At 55.3% G+C, this 17,161-nt stretch carries 17 protein-coding genes and 1 tRNA gene; 7 read left to right on the top strand and 11 right to left on the bottom strand.

What is annotated here, in order from left to right:
* Nucleotides 1–27 precede the first annotated feature (27 nt).
* From recJ to GM557_RS01100, 5 genes are all read right to left on the bottom strand, one after another.
* Nucleotides 28–1,851: a single-stranded-DNA-specific exonuclease RecJ gene (gene recJ / locus GM557_RS01080; protein ID WP_155572610.1), complete on the bottom strand. Its 1,824-nt coding sequence runs from the start codon at nucleotides 1,849–1,851 to the stop codon at nucleotides 28–30.
* A gap of 18 nt (nucleotides 1,852–1,869) precedes the next feature.
* A complete protein-coding gene (gene glpX, locus GM557_RS01085) occupies nucleotides 1,870–2,874 on the bottom strand; it encodes a class II fructose-bisphosphatase (protein ID WP_155572611.1) in 1,005 nt (334 codons plus the stop codon).
* Nucleotides 2,871–4,214 carry a homoserine dehydrogenase gene (locus tag GM557_RS01090; protein WP_155572612.1) on the bottom strand — a complete coding sequence of 448 codons (1,344 nt, stop codon included), beginning with the start codon at nucleotides 4,212–4,214 and terminating at the stop codon, nucleotides 2,871–2,873. The genes glpX and GM557_RS01090 overlap by 4 nt, the downstream gene beginning before the upstream one ends.
* 48 nt (nucleotides 4,215–4,262) lie before the next feature.
* Nucleotides 4,263–5,456, bottom strand: a complete 1,194-nt coding sequence (locus tag GM557_RS01095; protein ID WP_155572613.1) for an LL-diaminopimelate aminotransferase — start codon at nucleotides 5,454–5,456, stop codon at nucleotides 4,263–4,265.
* Nucleotides 5,457–5,607: 151 nt separating this feature from the next.
* Nucleotides 5,608–6,546, bottom strand: a complete 939-nt coding sequence (locus GM557_RS01100; RefSeq protein WP_155572614.1) for a hypothetical protein — start codon at nucleotides 6,544–6,546, stop codon at nucleotides 5,608–5,610.
* A gap of 320 nt (nucleotides 6,547–6,866) precedes the next feature.
* Here GM557_RS01100 and GM557_RS01105 point away from each other — a divergent pair, with 320 nt between their 5' ends.
* The 3 genes from GM557_RS01105 (at nucleotide 6,867) to GM557_RS01115 (ending at nucleotide 8,945) form a co-directional block, all read left to right on the top strand.
* Complete coding sequence (locus GM557_RS01105; protein ID WP_155573432.1) at nucleotides 6,867–7,469, top strand: ATP-dependent Clp protease proteolytic subunit; 603 nt, start codon at nucleotides 6,867–6,869, stop codon at nucleotides 7,467–7,469.
* 38 nt (nucleotides 7,470–7,507) lie between these two features.
* Nucleotides 7,508–8,497 carry a ferritin-like domain-containing protein gene (locus GM557_RS01110; protein ID WP_370513440.1) on the top strand — a complete coding sequence of 330 codons (990 nt, stop codon included), beginning with the start codon at nucleotides 7,508–7,510 and terminating at the stop codon, nucleotides 8,495–8,497.
* Nucleotides 8,498–8,678: 181 nt separating this feature from the next.
* Entirely contained in the window at nucleotides 8,679–8,945 is a 267-nt protein-coding gene (locus GM557_RS01115; RefSeq protein WP_155572616.1) for a hypothetical protein, read from the top strand.
* Nucleotides 8,946–8,999: 54 nt separating this feature from the next.
* Here GM557_RS01115 and recA read toward each other — a convergent pair whose 3' ends face one another.
* Nucleotides 9,000–10,094, bottom strand: coding sequence for a recombinase RecA (recA, locus tag GM557_RS01120; protein WP_155572617.1), 1,095 nt, complete (start codon nucleotides 10,092–10,094; stop codon nucleotides 9,000–9,002).
* Between the two features lie 51 nt (nucleotides 10,095–10,145).
* Entirely contained in the window at nucleotides 10,146–11,567 is a 1,422-nt protein-coding gene (locus tag GM557_RS01125) for a gamma-glutamyltransferase (protein ID WP_370513401.1), read from the bottom strand.
* Nucleotides 11,568–11,782: 215 nt separating this feature from the next.
* On the opposite strand from GM557_RS01125, the gene GM557_RS01130 reads away from it, so the two are divergent.
* From GM557_RS01130 to folE, 4 genes are read left to right on the top strand one after another with little or no spacing between them, the layout of a single operon-like run.
* Nucleotides 11,783–12,550, top strand: coding sequence for a DsbA family protein (locus GM557_RS01130; protein WP_155572619.1), 768 nt, complete (start codon nucleotides 11,783–11,785; stop codon nucleotides 12,548–12,550).
* Between the two features lie 37 nt (nucleotides 12,551–12,587).
* Complete coding sequence (gene folP / locus GM557_RS01135; RefSeq protein ID WP_155572620.1) at nucleotides 12,588–13,466, top strand: dihydropteroate synthase; 879 nt, start codon at nucleotides 12,588–12,590, stop codon at nucleotides 13,464–13,466.
* Nucleotides 13,463–14,314 (top strand): 2-amino-4-hydroxy-6-hydroxymethyldihydropteridine diphosphokinase, encoded by an 852-nt coding sequence (gene folK / locus GM557_RS01140; RefSeq protein ID WP_370513402.1) that lies wholly within the window; start codon nucleotides 13,463–13,465, stop codon nucleotides 14,312–14,314. The genes folP and folK overlap by 4 nt, the downstream gene beginning before the upstream one ends.
* 29 nt (nucleotides 14,315–14,343) lie before the next feature.
* Entirely contained in the window at nucleotides 14,344–14,985 is a 642-nt protein-coding gene (folE, locus tag GM557_RS01145) for a GTP cyclohydrolase I FolE (protein WP_155572622.1), read from the top strand.
* 19 nt (nucleotides 14,986–15,004) lie between these two features.
* Here folE and GM557_RS01150 read toward each other — a convergent pair whose 3' ends face one another.
* The 4 genes from GM557_RS01150 to GM557_RS01165 all read right to left on the bottom strand — a co-directional run bounded on the left by GM557_RS01150 (nucleotide 15,005) and on the right by GM557_RS01165 (nucleotide 17,130).
* On the bottom strand, nucleotides 15,005–15,559 hold the full coding sequence (locus GM557_RS01150) for a 6-carboxytetrahydropterin synthase (protein WP_155572623.1): 555 nt from the start codon (nucleotides 15,557–15,559) through the stop codon (nucleotides 15,005–15,007).
* Nucleotides 15,556–16,293, bottom strand: coding sequence for a 7-cyano-7-deazaguanine synthase QueC (gene queC / locus GM557_RS01155; protein WP_155572624.1), 738 nt, complete (start codon nucleotides 16,291–16,293; stop codon nucleotides 15,556–15,558). Before queC ends, GM557_RS01150 begins: the two co-directional genes overlap by 4 nt.
* 2 nt (nucleotides 16,294–16,295) lie before the next feature.
* The gene (gene queE / locus GM557_RS01160) at nucleotides 16,296–16,937 is read right to left on the bottom strand and encodes a 7-carboxy-7-deazaguanine synthase (protein WP_196424562.1); all 642 of its coding nucleotides are present in this window, start codon (nucleotides 16,935–16,937) and stop codon (nucleotides 16,296–16,298) included.
* A 116-nt stretch (nucleotides 16,938–17,053) separates the two neighbouring features.
* Nucleotides 17,054–17,130: transfer RNA gene (locus GM557_RS01165), tRNA-Asp, on the bottom strand.
* Nucleotides 17,131–17,161 lie beyond the last annotated feature (31 nt).

The following is a 17,161-nucleotide window of genomic DNA, read 5'->3' on the forward strand; positions in this document are numbered from 1 at the left end:
GGTTAATAGGCAGGATGGGGCGTGACGTCAAGCCAATGCGGCGTCAAAAATGAAAAAAGTAAGATTTTCTCGCTCTTGCCAACGCTCTAATCGTAATTGTCCAGCAATATGGAGGAGGGGGCGGCTCTTATCCTCTAAGAGGGGGGTAAAACGCTTTTCCCCAGCGCGAAAAAGCAACCCTTTAAGGCGGTTACGGCCATCGCTATCTTGGAGAATCACCCGTAACGTATTGCCATCTTGGCCGATGCGGTCGGCCTTAACACAGCGTACATTGCGGAGGGCTAAAAGGGGTTCTTCATTTCCCGGTCCAAAAGGGGCTAGTTGGGCAATGGTCTGGGCGAGCGTAGCTGTTGCCCCTTGAATATTCACCACACCATCCAAGAGCAAATCATCTTGCGGGGGGAGAGTGCGTGCCTCACTGAGCATATCGTCTAGGAAGGTGTGAAAAGCGGGGCATTGTTCCTCAGTAAGGGAGAAACCAGCCGCCATAGCATGGCCCCCACCGGTTAAGAGTAACCCGGATTGTTGGGCCTGAATAATGGCTGCCCCCATATCCAACCCTGTGACGGAGCGGGCAGAGCCTTTTACTATCCCTTCCTGCAAGGCTCCGACAAGGGCAGGGCGGTTAAAGCGTTCTTTCAACCGGCCTGCGACAATGCCTACCACACCGGGATGCCAATCTGCCCCGTGGAGGAAGATAACCGCACGGCCAGCATCGAGCTGCGTTTGGGCTTGCTCTATAGCTGCATCAAGAATATGGCTCTCAACGGTTTGTCTTTTGCGGTTGATTTCATCTAGGGCTTCGGCAATGGGGCGGGCATCGTCTTCAGTCGGGCTGAGGAGGAGCCGCAAACCTTGCCCAGCTTTACTAATACGTCCCCCAGCATTAATGCGCGGGCCTAGGGCAAAGCCGCAGCTCATTGCGGTGGCATCGGCCTTTACCCCGGCAATATCAGCCAGTGCGGCTAAGCCGGGGCGTTGACGGCGATTCATGATTTTGAGGCCTTGGGCAACAAGAGCGCGATTAAGCCCCTGTAAGGGCATTACATCACAAATGGTTGCTAAAGCTGTGAGGTCTAGCAGAGCCATAAGGTCAGGCTCTGGATGGTGGTTGAACCACCCTTGCTGGCGGAGTGTGCGTTGGAGGGCTATGATGGTGAGGAACGCAACAGATGTGGCACAGAGCTGCCCAAGGCCGGACTCACAATCAAGACGATTCGGGTTGACGACCAACCCTTTGGGTAAGCGCATACCATCGGGCTTGTGATGGTCTAGTACGATGCGGTCCGCCCTGCTCTCAAAATGGTCGAGTGTTTCAACCGCGGCGGTACCGCAATCCACACATACGAGCAGTGTCGCCCCTTGTTGGAGGAGCCCTTCTAAAGCGGGGATGTTGGGGCCATAGCCTTCGGCAATGCGGTCAGGGATGTGGGTAAAAACCTGGCAGCCTAAAGCAGTGAGTGTGGAGCAGAGCAGGGCCGTCCCACAAGCTCCATCAACATCATAATCCCCTAAGATGCCGATTGTCTCATGGTGTGTCACGGCTGCTGCCAAACGGGCTGCTGTGGCGTCCATATCTTTGAGGCAAGAAGGGTTTGGCAGCGCATCGCGCAAACGGGGTTGGAGGTAAGATTCCACCGTTTCTACCGTGATGCCACGCCCTGCAAGGATGCGTGCTGTAAGCTCGGACATATCCAGCTTCTGGGCAAGGGCGAGGGCCAGCCTGTTATCTGCTTGGGCAAGGAGGGGATGCCGCCATACCCAGCGGCGTAGCCCTGCACTGCGTTGTATATTTAAAACAAGGTCCGGCGTAGTGGGGGGAGTGGTGGTAGAAGGCGAGGTGGCACGCATGAAAGGGGTAAAAGGTCCTTAAGCGAGATGAGGGTCGAAATGGTGATAAGCATCCATATAGCGGATTGTGCCACTCTCTGAGCGCATCATGACGGAATGGGTGCGGATATAATGCGGGTTGGGATATTCCACCCCTTTTAGCAAATCACCAGAGGTCACCCCTGTAGCGCAGAAAAAGACAGGACCAGCCGCCATATCGGCCAAGGTAAGGGCCTGTGTAGGGTCGAGGTCAGCGCGAATCATGCTGCGTGTGCGTGTAATTTGGGCCTCGTTCTCAAAAAGGAGGCGGCCTTGCATTTGGCCATTCAGGCACCGTATTGCCGCGGCGGCTAATACACCTTCCGGTGCGCCACCGCTGCCTGCATAAATATCGACCCCGCTATTGGGCAAACATGTGGCGATGACGGCGGCTACATCACCATCACTGATGAGCCGGACACGCGCCCCGGCTTCGCGTGCTTTGGCCACAAGCTCATTATGGCGTTCCCGCTCTAGCGCACAGAGGGTGAGGTCGCTGACATCGCAGTGTTTGGCGCGTGCTAGATTAGCGAGATTTTGGCCTATAGAGGCATCAATCTCTATCACGCCGTCCGGCAGGCCGGGGCCTACAGCGAGCTTTTGCATATAGATATCTGGCGCGTGGAGGAAGCAGCCTTTTTGGGCGAGGGCTACAACAGTGATGGCATTGGGCAGGCTACGGGCGCAGAGATTGGTTCCCTCCAGCGGGTCCACAGCAATATCCATCTCTGGGCCGCCGCGGCCTACTTTTTCGCCAATATAGAGCATGGGGGCTTCATCCATTTCCCCCTCACCAATGGTCACTGTGCCGCTGATGGCAACAGTGTCAAAGGCTGTACGCATTGCTGCAACAGCGGCCGCATCCGCAGCATTTTTATCGCCACGGCCTGTCCAACGGGCAGAGGCAATGGCAGCGGCCTCGGTCACACGGGCGAGGTCAAGGCCCAGATTCCGCCCCGTTACACGGTACGCATGAGGTGTGATGCTGGAGGGCTGGGAACTCATGGTAAATCCTCCAGCTTGAGGGCAAGCGGTGTGCCGTTGATAAAGGCGACTTCCTCTAAAATGGGGAGGAGGCGGTTAATCTCGGCCAAGCTTGTGGTGCCGGTGAGGAAGATAAGCTGGGCAGCATCACCCTCCATATGGTGATGGCCGCTCTCTACCGGGAGGGCCTCATTTTCTAAAATAGTGCGGACCTCACGCAGGGCCGTAGCAGCATCTGGTGCCGCATCTGATGGGGTTTTGAGCGTGATGCGGAGATAGAACCGGCTGGGCAAGCCTTCAACCGGCTCACACGCGATGGGGGCTTGCTCTGCCATACGGCCCCAGAGAGGGAGGGCATGACCACGGGCGAGGTCGATAATATCGGCCATGACCGCATTTGCTGTAGGGCCTTCTCCCGCCCCTTGGCCGGAGATGGTAATCGGCCCGCTGAAAGGCCCTTCCGTTGTGAGGGCATTATACACGCCATTAACCTGCGCGAGGCCCGATTGTGCGGGGATGAGGCAGGGTTGCACCCATGCTTCTACGCGGTCATCGGCAAGGCGGCGGGTAACACCGAGCATTTTGATGGCATAACCCAGCTTACGGGCCTGATGAATATCGCTTGTTGTGATGCGGCGCATCCCGCTGACGGCAAGACTATCAAAGAGAATCGGGCGGAAGGCAATGGCCGTGAGGATGCTTAGCTTATGGGCGGCATCCCAGCCATCAATATCAGCGGAGGGATCAGCCTCGGCATAGCCTTTCTCTTGAGCTTCCTTCAATACATCATCAAAAGCGCGGCCTGTTTCCGCCATCTCGGTGAGGATGAAGTTGCTTGTCCCATTGAGGATGCCGCCTAAGCGTGTGAGGGCATCTGGGGCGACCCCTTCGCGCACCATTTTGATAGCGGGGATGCCCCCTGCCACGGCTGCTTCAAACAAAAGCGGGGCGTTATGTTTATGGCTGAGACGCGCGAGCGTTTGGGCACGACGAGCTACAAGGGCTTTATTAGCTGTGACGACAGCTTTGCCCGCCTTTAAGGCGGCCTCTACCAAAGCACGGGCCGCGCCATCTGCCCCGCCCATAAGCTCTACCACCACATCAATATCAGGGGCGGCAGCAAGGGCGATAGGGTCATCGTACCATTGCAGGGCGGAGAGGTCGATCCCCCGGTCGCGTGTGCGATTGCGGGCACTGACGGCAATAACCTCAATCTGACGGCCTGTACGGCTTTGGAGCAGAGCCGCGTGGGCGCGCAATAGGCGAATGACACCCGTCCCCACTGTCCCAAGGCCTGCAATACCTAACCGAAGTGGCGGAAGGGCGGGAGATGATACAGTGTTGTGAAGGGCAGCAGTCATGTGCAGTGGCTTTCATCAGGGTGAGACAAGCCCCAAAAGGGGCGGGGTTTATGATTTAACGGCGTTATGGTGGTTCATGAATGTTTTAATGGAGCGTGTGGCTTGGCGGAGGCGTTGGTTATTTTCCACCAGCCCGATGCGGACGAATCCATCCCCATGTTCACCAAAGCCTAATCCGGGGGCAACGGCGACTTTTGCTTCCTTCAATAAGAGCTTGGAGAAAGCCACACTGCCCATATGAGCGAAGTGAGGCGGAATGGGTGCCCATGCGAACATCGATCCCTCCGGTGTGGGGACATCCCATCCCGCAGCATGGAGGCCGCGGATAAGAACATCGCGCCTATCTTTATAAAGTAGGCGCATATCTTCCACATAATCTTGCGGGCCATTAAGAGCGGCCGTGGCAGCAACCTGCACAGGGGTAAAAGCCCCATAATCCAGGTAGGATTTAATGCGTGTGAGGGCCTGAATTAAACGCGGGTTGCCCGCTGCAAAGCCAATGCGCCAACCCGCCATGGAGTAGGTCTTGGACATGGAGGTGAACTCCACAGCGATGTCCTTTGCACCCTCAATAGAGAGGATGGAAGGAGGAGGCTCATCACCAAAATAGATTTCCGAATAAGCGAGGTCGGAGAGGACCCAGATATTCTCCTTCCGCGCGAAGGCGACGATCTCTTTATAAAACTCCTTAGAGGCGAGATAGGCTGTCGGATTGGAGGGGAAATTGATGATGAGGGCCGTTGGCTTGGGGACGGAGTGACGAACAGCACGATGGAGCGCACGCAGCATCGTCTCATCAGGTGAGGCAGGGACAGAGCGGACAGAGGCCCCAGCAATGATGAAGCCGAATTGATGGATAGGATAAGAGGGGTTAGGCACCAAGATGGTATCGCCGGGGCTAGTGATGGCTGAGGCGAGGTTCGCTAAGCCTTCTTTAGAGCCGATGGTGGCGATAATCTCCGTCTCTGGGTCCAACTTCACACCAAAGCGGCGGTCATAATAAGCGGCTTGGGCTTTACGTAACCCGGGGATGCCACGGCTGACAGAGTAACCATGCACACGCGGGTTACGCAGTGTCTCGGTTAATTTATCAATAACATGCTGCGGGGGTGGGCTGTCTGGGTTGCCCATGCCGAGATCCACAATATCCTCCCCGGCGGCGCGTGCGGCGGCTTTGGCTTTGTTGACTTCAGCAAAGACATAAGGCGGCAGGCGGCGGATTTTGTGGAATTCTTCAGTCATGACACTCAATCAATCAACAGGCGGGGCAATAGGGCAGGGCCTAAAGCCTCAAAAAACGAACGCCCCATGTTTCATGAGGGCGGGGCGTTCGACAAGGGTTTTTCGCGCAGATGAGGCGATTTTTATTTCACAGGAGTGCGATGACAGCCCGTTAGCGTTGGGCTGTTTGGGTGGGTTTGATGTTTAGCTCGTAAGAGACGCGCACCCCATCGCCGATAGGCTCACCTGTTAGGCGCATATCGTTTGCTGAAACACCCATGAGGGTTAATTGCTGCGCGACTGCCCGGGCGCGTAGGAGGGCGAGGGCAATCTCATTGGCTTGCTCTGTAGGGGAGAGGCCCGCTTGTGCGGTAAGGGTGGTGCCGAAGCCACGGATGACAAGCCGATGATGGCGGCGATGGGCGATAATCTCGTTAAAACGATCGGTTTGATTTTCCACCATATGGTCCGTACCGGATTGAAAACGGATGAGCGTCCCTGCTGGGGTGGTGGTATCAAAATTGGGGATGAGAGAGCGAGCCGCATCCGGCAGTGTGAAGCTGGGGAACAGAATCGGCAGGGGGGGATGCCCGGGGTCTGGCAGATAGGTGGGCATTTTGTGGGAGATGGGTTGATAGATGAGCGTTGAGCCAGAGCTAGAGATTCGTGCAGGAGGAGGCGCGGGTGTGTCCTCCAATGCGGGGGGCTGGCTTGGGCTGTTTAAGGTTGTTGCCCCGCCATGTTGAGTGCGTGGGGGAAGGGGATTGACCATACCAATTGGCAATGCGCCCCCTGCTGCCCCGACATGCTGGGTAAGATTACGGTCTTGCTCTAGCTTGGTCGTAATCATGGCGCGATTTTCTGGGCTAGGAAACTCTGGAATAGTCGTAGGAGTAAAGGCGATATTAGGGGCAGGTGTGTCATAACCCGGTGTAAGAGGGTGCAGTTTTTTAATTTCGCCGCCCATGAGGTCATGCGAGAGGTCGCGTGTCATTTCCACCGGGCCGCGATGTTGGCAGGCTGTGAGGAGGAAAGGCACAGCCAGAATAGAAACGGCTTTGCTGCTATGGCGCATAATGTGGGAGAAGCGGTTAAAAAAACTGGGTGTCATAGTCCGGGCGTATCTACGGGGGCAAAGGGACAGGGCCCAAAAAGCCCTAGAGAAATTATGGGGCAGAATATGTATCTCTGCGGTTTGACGCAATTCCTTATCTGCATCTCTATGAGGTGAGGCTGGGATGGGGAGAAATAGAGTCCTAATTTTCCCTTAGGAAATAATAAAAAAGCGACCCAGAAGTGCGTTTTTATGGCTTGGCAGAGAGACAAAGCGGGAGCAGGATAGCGCACATGATGACATATGACGAACGCGATACTTATACCGCACCCTCCCGGTCTGCTCTGTCTACCTCTCCTGTAAGGGGGCCGCTCCGTATGGAGGAGGCTGAAAAACCGGCCGAGGAGGAGAAAAAGGCCGCTCCTGCGCCAGAGGTAGAACGCCATCTCTTTGAGCAACGCAAGGTGCTCATCTTTGGGGAGGTGCATGACCGCATGGCCCGTGAGATTACCGGCCGCCTTCTCGCTCTTGCTGGGGAGTCGGATAAGCCGATTGAGGTTTATGTAAACTCTCCCGGTGGCCATGTAGAGAGCGGTGATACCATCCATGACATGATTCGCTTTGTGGATTCTATCGCCCCTGTGACGATGATTGGTACAGGCTGGGTGGCCTCGGCTGGGGCGTTGATTTTTGCCGCAGGTCGGGCAGAGCGGCGTGTATGTCTTCCTAATACCCGGTTCCTTTTACATCAGCCGATGGGCGGTGTGCGGGGGCCGGCGACCGATATTGATATCGAGGCCCGCGAGATCATCAAAATGCGTGAACGCCTCAACCGGCTTTTCGCGCGGGAAACAGGGCAGCCTTACGAGAAAGTGGCCCGTGATACGGACCGCAATTACTGGATGTCGGCGAAGGAGGCGGTTGAATACGGGCTTGTTAACCGCATCATTTCGTCTGCAGCTGATCTTAAAAAAGGTTGAGCCTTAAAGCAAGGAAAGGAAGCCTATCGATGAGTGACGTGAAGAATCTGGCGGATATTTATTCCCATTTGCCCGATAGCCCCTCCGAAAAAACATTGGAGCAGGTGGATTATGATGCCCGCCATTGGAGCAGCCCGGTAAAAGGGCCGCTAAAGCCGGGTACACCGGAGCATAAAAAGGCGATGGCCGATATGTTCCGTGATACGTTTAATCCCTACAAGCCTTCCGTCATTCCTTGGCCGGAGCTGGACCCGGAGACGATGCAGCGCATCACTTCCTTGCCTATCTGGGATATTGCGGTGCAGACAGAGGGTAAGGCCCGCCTGCGTATGGCTGCCTATGCCGAGATGCTGGATGACCCGGATGTGAAAGATGCTATCGCGCGTAATGCGTGGGAGGAGAATCGCCATAAAGAAGTGCTCGCCCGTATGGTCGAGCATTACGGCATTCCGCTAGCCCCGGAAGACCCGTATATCGAGCCACGCGATACGGAATGGGCTTATCTGGTGACGGGTTTCTCTGAATGTTGGGATAGCTTCTTTGCATTTGGGCTGTTCTCTCTTGCTGAGAAGGCGGGCCTGTTCCCGATGGAGCTGATTGAGACATTCGAGCCAGTGATGCAGGAAGAATGTCGCCATATTCTGCTCTTTGCAAACTGGCTGGCTTATCACCGTGCGGTTATGCCGCTCTGGCGTCGCCCATGGTTTGAGATGCGCGTTATTGGGGTTCTGTTCTTCTTGCTCTATGAGCGTTTGAGCTTGGTGCGTAGCTTTGATGATAATGGCGTGGAGCATACGCAGGATAACAACTTCACCGTTACAGGTGCGAAGAGCATGACGGATAAGCAGGTCGATTTTGTCGATTTGATGGAGTTGTGCTTGCGTGAGAATGAACGCCGCTTTGCCGGGTACGATTCGCGCCTTGTGCGGCCTCAGATGGCACCATTTGCTGCGCGTGTAGCGTTGGGTGGTGTGAAGCTCTGGCGGCGTTTAACAGGCCATAAAGGGGCCTCACAACAGGCTGCTTAAAGGTTACATTCTGTTAGCCTTCGGGCTGATAGTGTGGTGAACAAAGAAGAATCCTGCCTCATAATTAGAATGAGGTGGGATTTTTTGTGTCATGTTAGTGACTTTGTAATGATTTTCCTCGCAAAGTTGGGAATGGTTGCTCGCTTGGAGGCGGGTAGGCTTTAGCAATGCCGAGGTGAATATGGTTTCTATATCAGGTTATGCAGAATTTTTTATCCCTCCAGATAAGAAGGTGATTGTCTCCTCTGCTGATATTGCGTGGAATGATGCGGCTACGTCGAATCGCAGTACAGGAGGTAGTGCGAATCATTCTGGCCAATTTGATATTGCAGGGGTCGGAGAAGCCTCTTTAGAGGTTTACGAATATTCAAAAGGGGTGTGCAGTTATCGCAATGTTACGCTGCCTAATGGCTGCGAATGTGTGAGTATGTTTAATATCGAGGCGTAAAATAATATTAGGGGTGTGGTCCTATGAAGATACCCTCCATAGGACCAAAGGATTTTAGCTTTTACGTTTTGAGGGAGCGTTATCCAGGGGGAGTTCTTCCCCTGTAAGGTCGGTGTCGTCTTCTTGTTCTCCCGTCATCATATCATCAGCGATGAGACCAGCACTCTGGCGGACGCGTTTTTCAATTTCATCGGCCATTTCAGGATGCTCGCGCAGATACTGCTTGGCATTTTCCCGCCCTTGGCCAATGCGCGTACTATCGTATGAGAACCACGCGCCGGATTTCTCCACCACATTCGCTTTAACGCCGAGATCCAGCAATTCACCCATTTTGCTGACCCCCTCACCATACATGATGTCAAACTCGACCTGACGGAAGGGCGGGGCCATTTTGTTCTTCACCACCTTAACGCGTGTCTGGTTCCCCACCACCTCGTCTTTATCTTTGACCGAGCCGATACGGCGGATATCCAGCCGAACAGAGGCATAGAACTTCAGCGCATTACCGCCTGTTGTGGTCTCTGGGTTGCCGAACATTACCCCAATCTTCATACGGATTTGGTTGAGGAAGATGATGGTGGTGTTAGAGCGGGAGACGGAGCCGGTAAGTTTACGCAGGGCTTGGCTCATCAGGCGGGCATGGAGGCCGACATGGCTATCGCCCATATCGCCTTCTAACTCAGCCTTGGGGACGAGAGCAGCCACAGAATCCACCACAAGGATGTCAATTGCCCCAGAGCGGACCAGTGTGTCGGCAATCTCCAAAGCTTGCTCGCCTGCATCAGGTTGGCTGAGGAGGAGGTTATCAATATCCACACCCAGTTTGCGGGCATAGATGGGGTCAAGCGCATGCTCGGCATCAATAAACGCAGCCGTACCGCCTTTTTTCTGCGCTTCAGCAACGGCATGGAGGGCTAAGGTTGTTTTACCGGAGCTTTCAGGCCCGTAAATCTCAATGATGCGCCCCCGTGGTAGCCCCCCAATCCCAAGGCCAATATCCAAGCCGAGCGAACCGGTGGAGATAACATCCACCTGCTCTTTAGGGCGTTGGCCCAACCGCATGATGGAGCCTTTACCAAAGGAGCGTTCAATTTGGCTGAGTGCGCCCTCTAAGGCTTTGCTTTTTTCGGCGTTTTTACCTGCTGACATGAAGAAGACCTCGTTACTATGCGTCTCACACAGGGAGAGCGTGAATTAGATTTAGCGATGTTGTAGGGTTTGTGCGCTTAACCCTTTACCATTCGTAGCGGCATGGCCTGTGCAGCTTGTGTCTGTGCAGGTAATGCTATTAAGCACACCAGAGCCGCTTGTGGTGGTCGCAACCATGTGGTTTTGGGTGATGTTGCGTAGCCCATCAGCGATAGCTTGGGCAGCGTCATTTTGACCAGAAGCCGCAAGGATAGCCTGCATGTGGGTACGCGACGAACTGATAAAGGCGGCACTAAGGAGCGGTGTGGGGTAATAACGTGGTGCCCCACCGAGGACAACGCCTGTGCTGCCAGCCAGACGCCCCGTACCGAAGAGGTTATTTTCCGTCAGGACACAGCCAACGCTTAGGCCTTGGCCATCGCGCACCACAAAGGAGGTTGAGGCAGGGAGCGGGGGCAAGCCTGTGGCATCACTCTGGCCAGAGGTAATAAAGCTTTGTGCGTCCCGAAGGCTGTTGTGCGAGCCAGAATGCCGCCAGGCATTAACGACATTTTCTGCTGGTAGACCACGGCTGAAGGCCGCTGCACTGCCTATGCCGCCATCAGCGGGAGGAGCTAGGAAATTGAGACTATATTGCCCATCAGAGAGAGAGAGGGCTTTGGTCCATTCGGGTATGGCGTGGCGAAGGTCATCACGCGTGAGGGCCGCTCCCGCTTGGTTAGCTTGTGAGACAAATACGTCAGAGAGCGCACCTGTATAGAGGTCACCAACCCCTACAAGTTTGAGGCGGGAGAGGAAGGAGGTCAGGCGTGGTTGGGTGAGCTGATCCCCCTCGCTAACAGCTGTGCCGGTGGCATCCTTGCTTAAAAGAGCGCGCATGCCCTCATTAGAGAAGAGTGGTGCTTTGACAGTCGCAATATCGTCTGAAAGGAGACGGCTGACAGTAATGCCCTGTTGGCCAAGGGTAATGGCGGGGTCGATTGTCTCGCCAAATTGAACAGAGCCATAACGTAGATGCAGGAGGAACAACCCGCGTGCGACCATCGGGACGGAGGCCGGGCGATCGCCTGTTGGGCCACTGCCATTAACAGGGACAAAGGTGATGCTCTCGGCCGCTTTGCCGGGGCGGACAACAAGACAAGCCCCACCCCCGCCAAGAGAGGCGCGTGAGGGCAGCGTGACGGAGAGCGCAAAGGCCGTGGCTGTTGCAGCATCGGCAGCATTACCCCCTCGGGCGAGGACATCCCGCCCAATCAGCGCGGCTTGGGGTTCATCAGCGACAACAATACCGCTATTAGGTGCGTTTGTTGGGCCAAAGAGGTGATGTTTAAGGCTCTTACCGCTGGAGCATGCACTAAGCGCACCACCTAAAAGGCTGACAGAGGCCAGTAAGGCACAATGGCGGACCCACCGGCGGGTTGGTCTTTTAGACAGGCAGGAGGATGAGGGTGTCTGGCTGTCATGCTGTGGCACGGTGGCGGCTCTCCAGTATTTTGCGGTCACGTTTAAGTAGGTGGTCATTCAGACTGTGGAAAGCTATGGTGGGCTTCCAGATAAGCCATCATAGCGTTAAAGCGGTCGGCAGGGAAAGAGCAAGCTCTTTTCATGGGAATTGTGATGTTTGGATCGTTTTGTGTAAAAGGGACGGCCTGAGGGCCATATTATTGAAGGTATTGGAAGGCATGAGCATGAAGAATTATGTAGCCACATGTGCATTAGCGTTATGTATTGGCCTACCTGTAGGGGGAGGGGCGTTCTTTCAGCAAGCCCATGCGGCAGAGGGGGATGTTTTTAATCCTCAGCAACGTGCCGCTATTATAGAGATTGTCCGTAATGCCTTAAAGACGGACCCGACTATCCTCTCTGAGGCGATTCAGTCTATCCGCCAACAAGCGACAGCGCAGCAGGATGCCCAAGCAAAAGCGGCTGTACGGACGAATTGGGCGGCTCTTTCCACCGCGCCTTCTTATGCGGTGCGGGGTAATCCACAAGGGCAAGTTACGGTTGTAGAGTTTCTCGACCCTCGTTGTGGCTATTGCCGCCGTATGGCCCCGTTGGTGGACCAATTCCTTACAAAACATCCTGATGTGCGCTTGGTGGAGAAGGTCATCCCTGTATTGGGTGAAGCCAGTATTTTGGAAGCGCGGGCGATTTATGCGGCGGCCTTTCAAGGGCAATATGATGCGATGCGCCGCCGTTTGATGGAAGATAATGCTAAGCCAAGCATGGAGCGTATTCGCGATATTGCGAAGGGTTTAAAGCTAGACCTAGCACGGTTTGAGAAAGATATGGCTAACCCGGCTGTTATGGGCCTTCTTGCTACGAATCTAAACCAAGCTCAAACGGTTGGTGTGCAAGGGACGCCAACCTTCCTATTTGGCCAAGCTGCGATTGCCCCCGGTGCGTTGGATATGGCGCAGATGGAGCAGTTCTTGACCCTCGCGCAGAAGGGTTAAGCGTGCCGATGCCTTGTATGTAAGGTGGTGCGGATAGATGAAACCTACCCTTGTTGAACAGATTGCGGCTTATGGTCCGTCTAACCTCACATCGCTGGGGCGGTGTCCTCTCATTATGGGGATTGTGAATGTCACGCCGGATTCATTCTCCGATGGGGGGCAGTTTTTCACCCCGGAGGCGGCACTCCAGCAAGCGCGTCTATTACGCGCCCAAGGAGCTGATGTTCTGGACCTTGGGGCGGAATCTACAAGGCCGGGTTTTACCCCTGTGGAGGCGGATGAGGAATGGGGACGTCTAGCCTCTGTCATTCCTCCTTTAGTGGATGAGGGGGCGGTATTGTCTATCGATACCACTAAAGCCTCTGTTGCACGTCGGGCGTTAAAGGCTGGGGCGCAGATGATTAATGATGTGTGGGGGTTGCAGGCGGACCCGGCTATGGCCTCTGTCGTGGCGGAAGGCGGGGCGGTTGTTGCAGTGATGCATAACCGACAAGAGGTTACTCCGCAGTTGGATTTATGGGATGAGTGGCAACGTTTTTTTGACCACTCCCTTACGTTGGCTGAGCAAGCGGGTATTGCGCGGGAGAAGATTATGCTGGACCCCGGCATTGGCTTCGGCAAAACAGTAGAGCAAAATCTATGGGCAATACGGCATATGCGCGCATTAGGGGCGTATTATGAGCGGCCTATTCTGCTCGGTGTGTCGCGTAAGTCGCTTTTTGGGAAGCTGCTTGGCCGAGAGGTGGGGGCCCGCTTGCCTGCAACCCTAGCGACGCATCTTTATGGGGCCGCAGAGGGGGCTTGTATGGTGCGTGTGCATGATGTTCAAGCGCATAAAGATGCCCTTACAATGGCGGCATTATTGGCTGGGCGCGATGAGGGGGCGGCTTGTGCTATGGTGGGAGAGACAGCGTGATTACTGCTCCTTTATCGCATGTGCGTGTGCATGATCTTTGCCTTTTTGGCCCTCATGGTGTGCATGGGGAGGAGCAACGTCTTGGCCAGCGTTTTTATATCTCAATAGATGTGCAGGCGGATCTTTCTGCTGCGACAAGCGCGGATGATTACGAAAAGGCCGTCTGTTATGGCCAGCTATGCCAGATTGCTGAGGCAGTGTTCCATGATACGACCTATCATTTGATAGAGACGTTAGCCGCGCAGATTGGTCATGCTGTGTTGGCGGCTCATGCTGTGGTGGAGCAGGTTTCTGTAACGGTGCGTAAACCGTCTGCCCCTGTACCGCATCCGGTGGAAGATGTCTCTGTGACGGTGGCGCAGCAGCGGGCGCATGAAGTGGGTTTTTCTTTAGGGGCGAATTTGGGGGAGCGCGAGGCGGTGTTACGCGCTGCGGTGGAATCGCTCGGCCATTATGAGGGGATGGAGATAGAGGCTGTTTCCTCCTTTTATGATAGTGCCCCGTGGGGGGTGGAGGACCAACCGCCTTTTGTAAATATCGCAGCCCTAGGGCGTACGACCCTGCCCCCGCAAGCGGTATTGCGCTTATGCAAAGAGATTGAGCAGCGTTTAGGCCGCATGCCGGGGCGTCGCTGGGGTGAGCGTGCTGTGGATATTGACCTTCTTTTCTATGGGGAGCGTGTTATCGAGCATCCTGCGCTGAGCGTGCCGCACCCCCATCTGTTTGAGCGCGCTTTTGTGTTAGAACCGCTTGTGGAAATCGCACCAAAGCTTGAGATTGCTGGACGTTCCATCGCGGAGGCGTTAGCAGGGATGGAGCGTATAGCCGGGGATGTAACACGGCGATAATGGGGCTATGTGGTGATGGGGAGTGTTGAATGGCGCGTAAGACGATAAAGGCAGTAACAGAGGCAAAACCCACGCCAGAGGGCGCAGCCGGGGCTATCATTCAGCCAGAGGACGCGTTGGAGCGCATTGCCGTTGGCGTGCGGGAGCTTCTACTCGCTATAGGGGAGGACCCTAGCCGCGAGGGGCTACGCGATACGCCAGAGCGTGTAGCCAAGATGTATTTGGAGGTTTTCTCTGGCTTGTATGAGGACCCGCGTGACCATCTCAAAAAGCAATTCAGTGCGGATCATCATAGTGGGATGGTGTTGGTGAAGGATATTCGCTTCCATTCTACATGCGAGCATCATCTCTTGCCGGTTATCGGGCGGGCGCATGTGGCGTATCTGCCAGAGGGCGGGCGTTTGACGGGCCTAAGCAAGTTAGCCCGTGTTGTGGAGGGCTATGCACGCCGCCCGCAATTACAAGAACGACTAACGGACCAGATTGTTCAAGCCCTTGTGGAGATATTGGAGCCTAAAGCTGTGCTGGTCATGATAGAGGCAGAGCATATGTGCATGAGCCTCCGTGGTGTGCGTAGCCCCGGTGCTACGACCGTCACGACAGGGTCTTACGGCTTATGGGCTGAAGATGCTCAAGCGCGGCAGGAAGTCATGGGGTTGATGCGTGATTGACGTGGTTGTGCGTGCGGGTTTAATCGCGCGTACTGTCATCCGCCCGGTGCCACCAGCATTGCTCTGCGGGGCGGTCCACTAATGGGAGATAGAGGGTCGGGTCGCCATGCAGGCGCACTGTGTTGGTGGGTGTTTCTTTAATCTCTAAACTTGCAGGGGCAAGTAGCCCGCCTTGGGCGGTGAGGAAGGCTTGCAGTTTGCTCATCAGTAGGGCAGCGAGCAGCTCCGTTGTTGGGTCACCCGGTGTAACGACGATTCGCTCTAGGCGTTGGGGTTCATGTGTTGTGAACCATTGTAAGAGCGGGTCGGATGCGGAAAGCTGAAAGCTATGGTCCATCCGCTCATCAATAAAGCGATGCCAACGGCCTTTGGCCTCTGCAAAGGGCAGCATCATATTATGGTGCCCATCAAGCCTCTGACCCTGCGGGGCGTTAGGGCCGGGGATGAGCGTGACGGTGACATATTCATTATGCCCATGTGGGATGGCACAACGCTCGCTACAGCCAGAGATAAGCCGATGCCCCATGCAGAAACGCCGGGTAAAAACGAGTTCTGTGCGGGTGATGTCGCTCATAACTCCTCCTGATAGTGCCGCCACCCTTCAGCACGCAAGGCGCAGGCGGGGCAATCCCCACAGCCAAAGCCCCATGGATGCTCATGGGAGCGTTCCCCTTTATAGCAAGAATGGCTCTCATGGCGGATGATGTCCACAAGGCTATCCCCGCCAAGCTCGTGGCAGAGTTGCCATGTCTGCGCTTTATTGATCCACATAAGCGGTGTGTGGAGGACAAAGCGTTGCTCCATGCCGAGATTAAGGGCGACTTGCAGGGCTTTGATGGTATCATCGCGGCAATCAGGATAGCCGGAATAATCCGTCTCACACACGCCGGTGACAATATGGCGGAGGCTACGGCGAAAGGCTAAGGCTGCTGCGAAGGTGAGGAAGATGAGATTGCGCCCCGGCACAAAGGTGTTGGGCAGGCCATTCTCCCCCATGCTGATTTCAGCATCACGGGTGAGGGCTGTGTCGGAGAGGGCACCAAGGCTGGCGAGGTCAATCATATGGTCCTCCCCCAGCTTTTTTGCCCAAAGAGGGTTCTGCTCTGTTAGACCGTGGCGAAGAGTATTGCGGCATTCCAGCTCGATGGCGTGGCGTTGGCCATAGGCAAAGCCGACCGTCTCGACATGCTCAAAATGCTGCAACGCCCATGCGAGGCATGTTGCAGAATCCTGCCCGCCGGAGAACAGGACAAGCGCACGGCGATTCTGCGCGGCTTGATGGCTGGCGGAAAGGGGAGCATTGGGCATAATTAGGCAATCCCGATGAGTTTATGAGTTTGCAGGCTAAGACGCCATTGCGGATGCGCTTGGCAATACTGCACAGCGTGCCTTGTGTTAGCGATGCGCTCTGGCCCATCCATAGGTTGGAGCCAGAAATGTTGGAAGGCTAGCCCCGCGAATTGCTCTGGTGTGAGGCTTGGTTGGGGATAGACGAGTTTAAGCTCATGACCATGGGTTTGTACGAGCGACTGGCCCGGTTTGGGGCTAACGCATATCCAATCAAGCCCCGCAGGGGCGGGGAGTGTCCCATTAGTTTCCACGGCGAGGGTAAAGCCGCGGGCTTTTGTGGCTTTGATGAGGGCATCATCAAGCTGAAGCAAAGGCTCCCCCCCTGTAAAGACGACATAGCGATGCGCTGCGTCATCTGCATGGGCGCGCCAGCATGATTCTAGGGCCTCTGCAAGGGAATCGGCATGTGCAAAACGGCCTCCACCGGGGCCATTCGTGCCGATAAAATCCGTATCGCAGAAGTTGCATTGGGCTTTATGGCGGTCCTCTTCCCGGCCAGACCAGAGGTTACAGCCTGCAAACCGGCAGAAGATAGCCGCACGGCCCGTATGGGCTCCCTCGCCTTGCAATGTAGCGAATAATTCCTTGATGATATAAGCCATGGGCAGAGATGTCGGGCAGCAGCGCGCTGGATGCAAGCGATTTCTCATCGCATGGGGTAAGTTTTTTATTTTTGAGAGGGGGGATGATACAAAAACGCCACCCTTTGAATAAAGAGTGGCGCGAGTGACGGGGCTCGAACCCGCGACCTCCGGCGTGACAGGCCGGCGCTCTAACCAACTGAGCTACACCCGCAGTCTTATAACCTTCTATAAAAAGGTTCATC

The sequence above is a fragment of the Bombella sp. ESL0385 genome (assembly GCF_009725755.1).
Lineage (GTDB): Bacteria > Pseudomonadota > Alphaproteobacteria > Acetobacterales > Acetobacteraceae > Bombella > Bombella pollinis.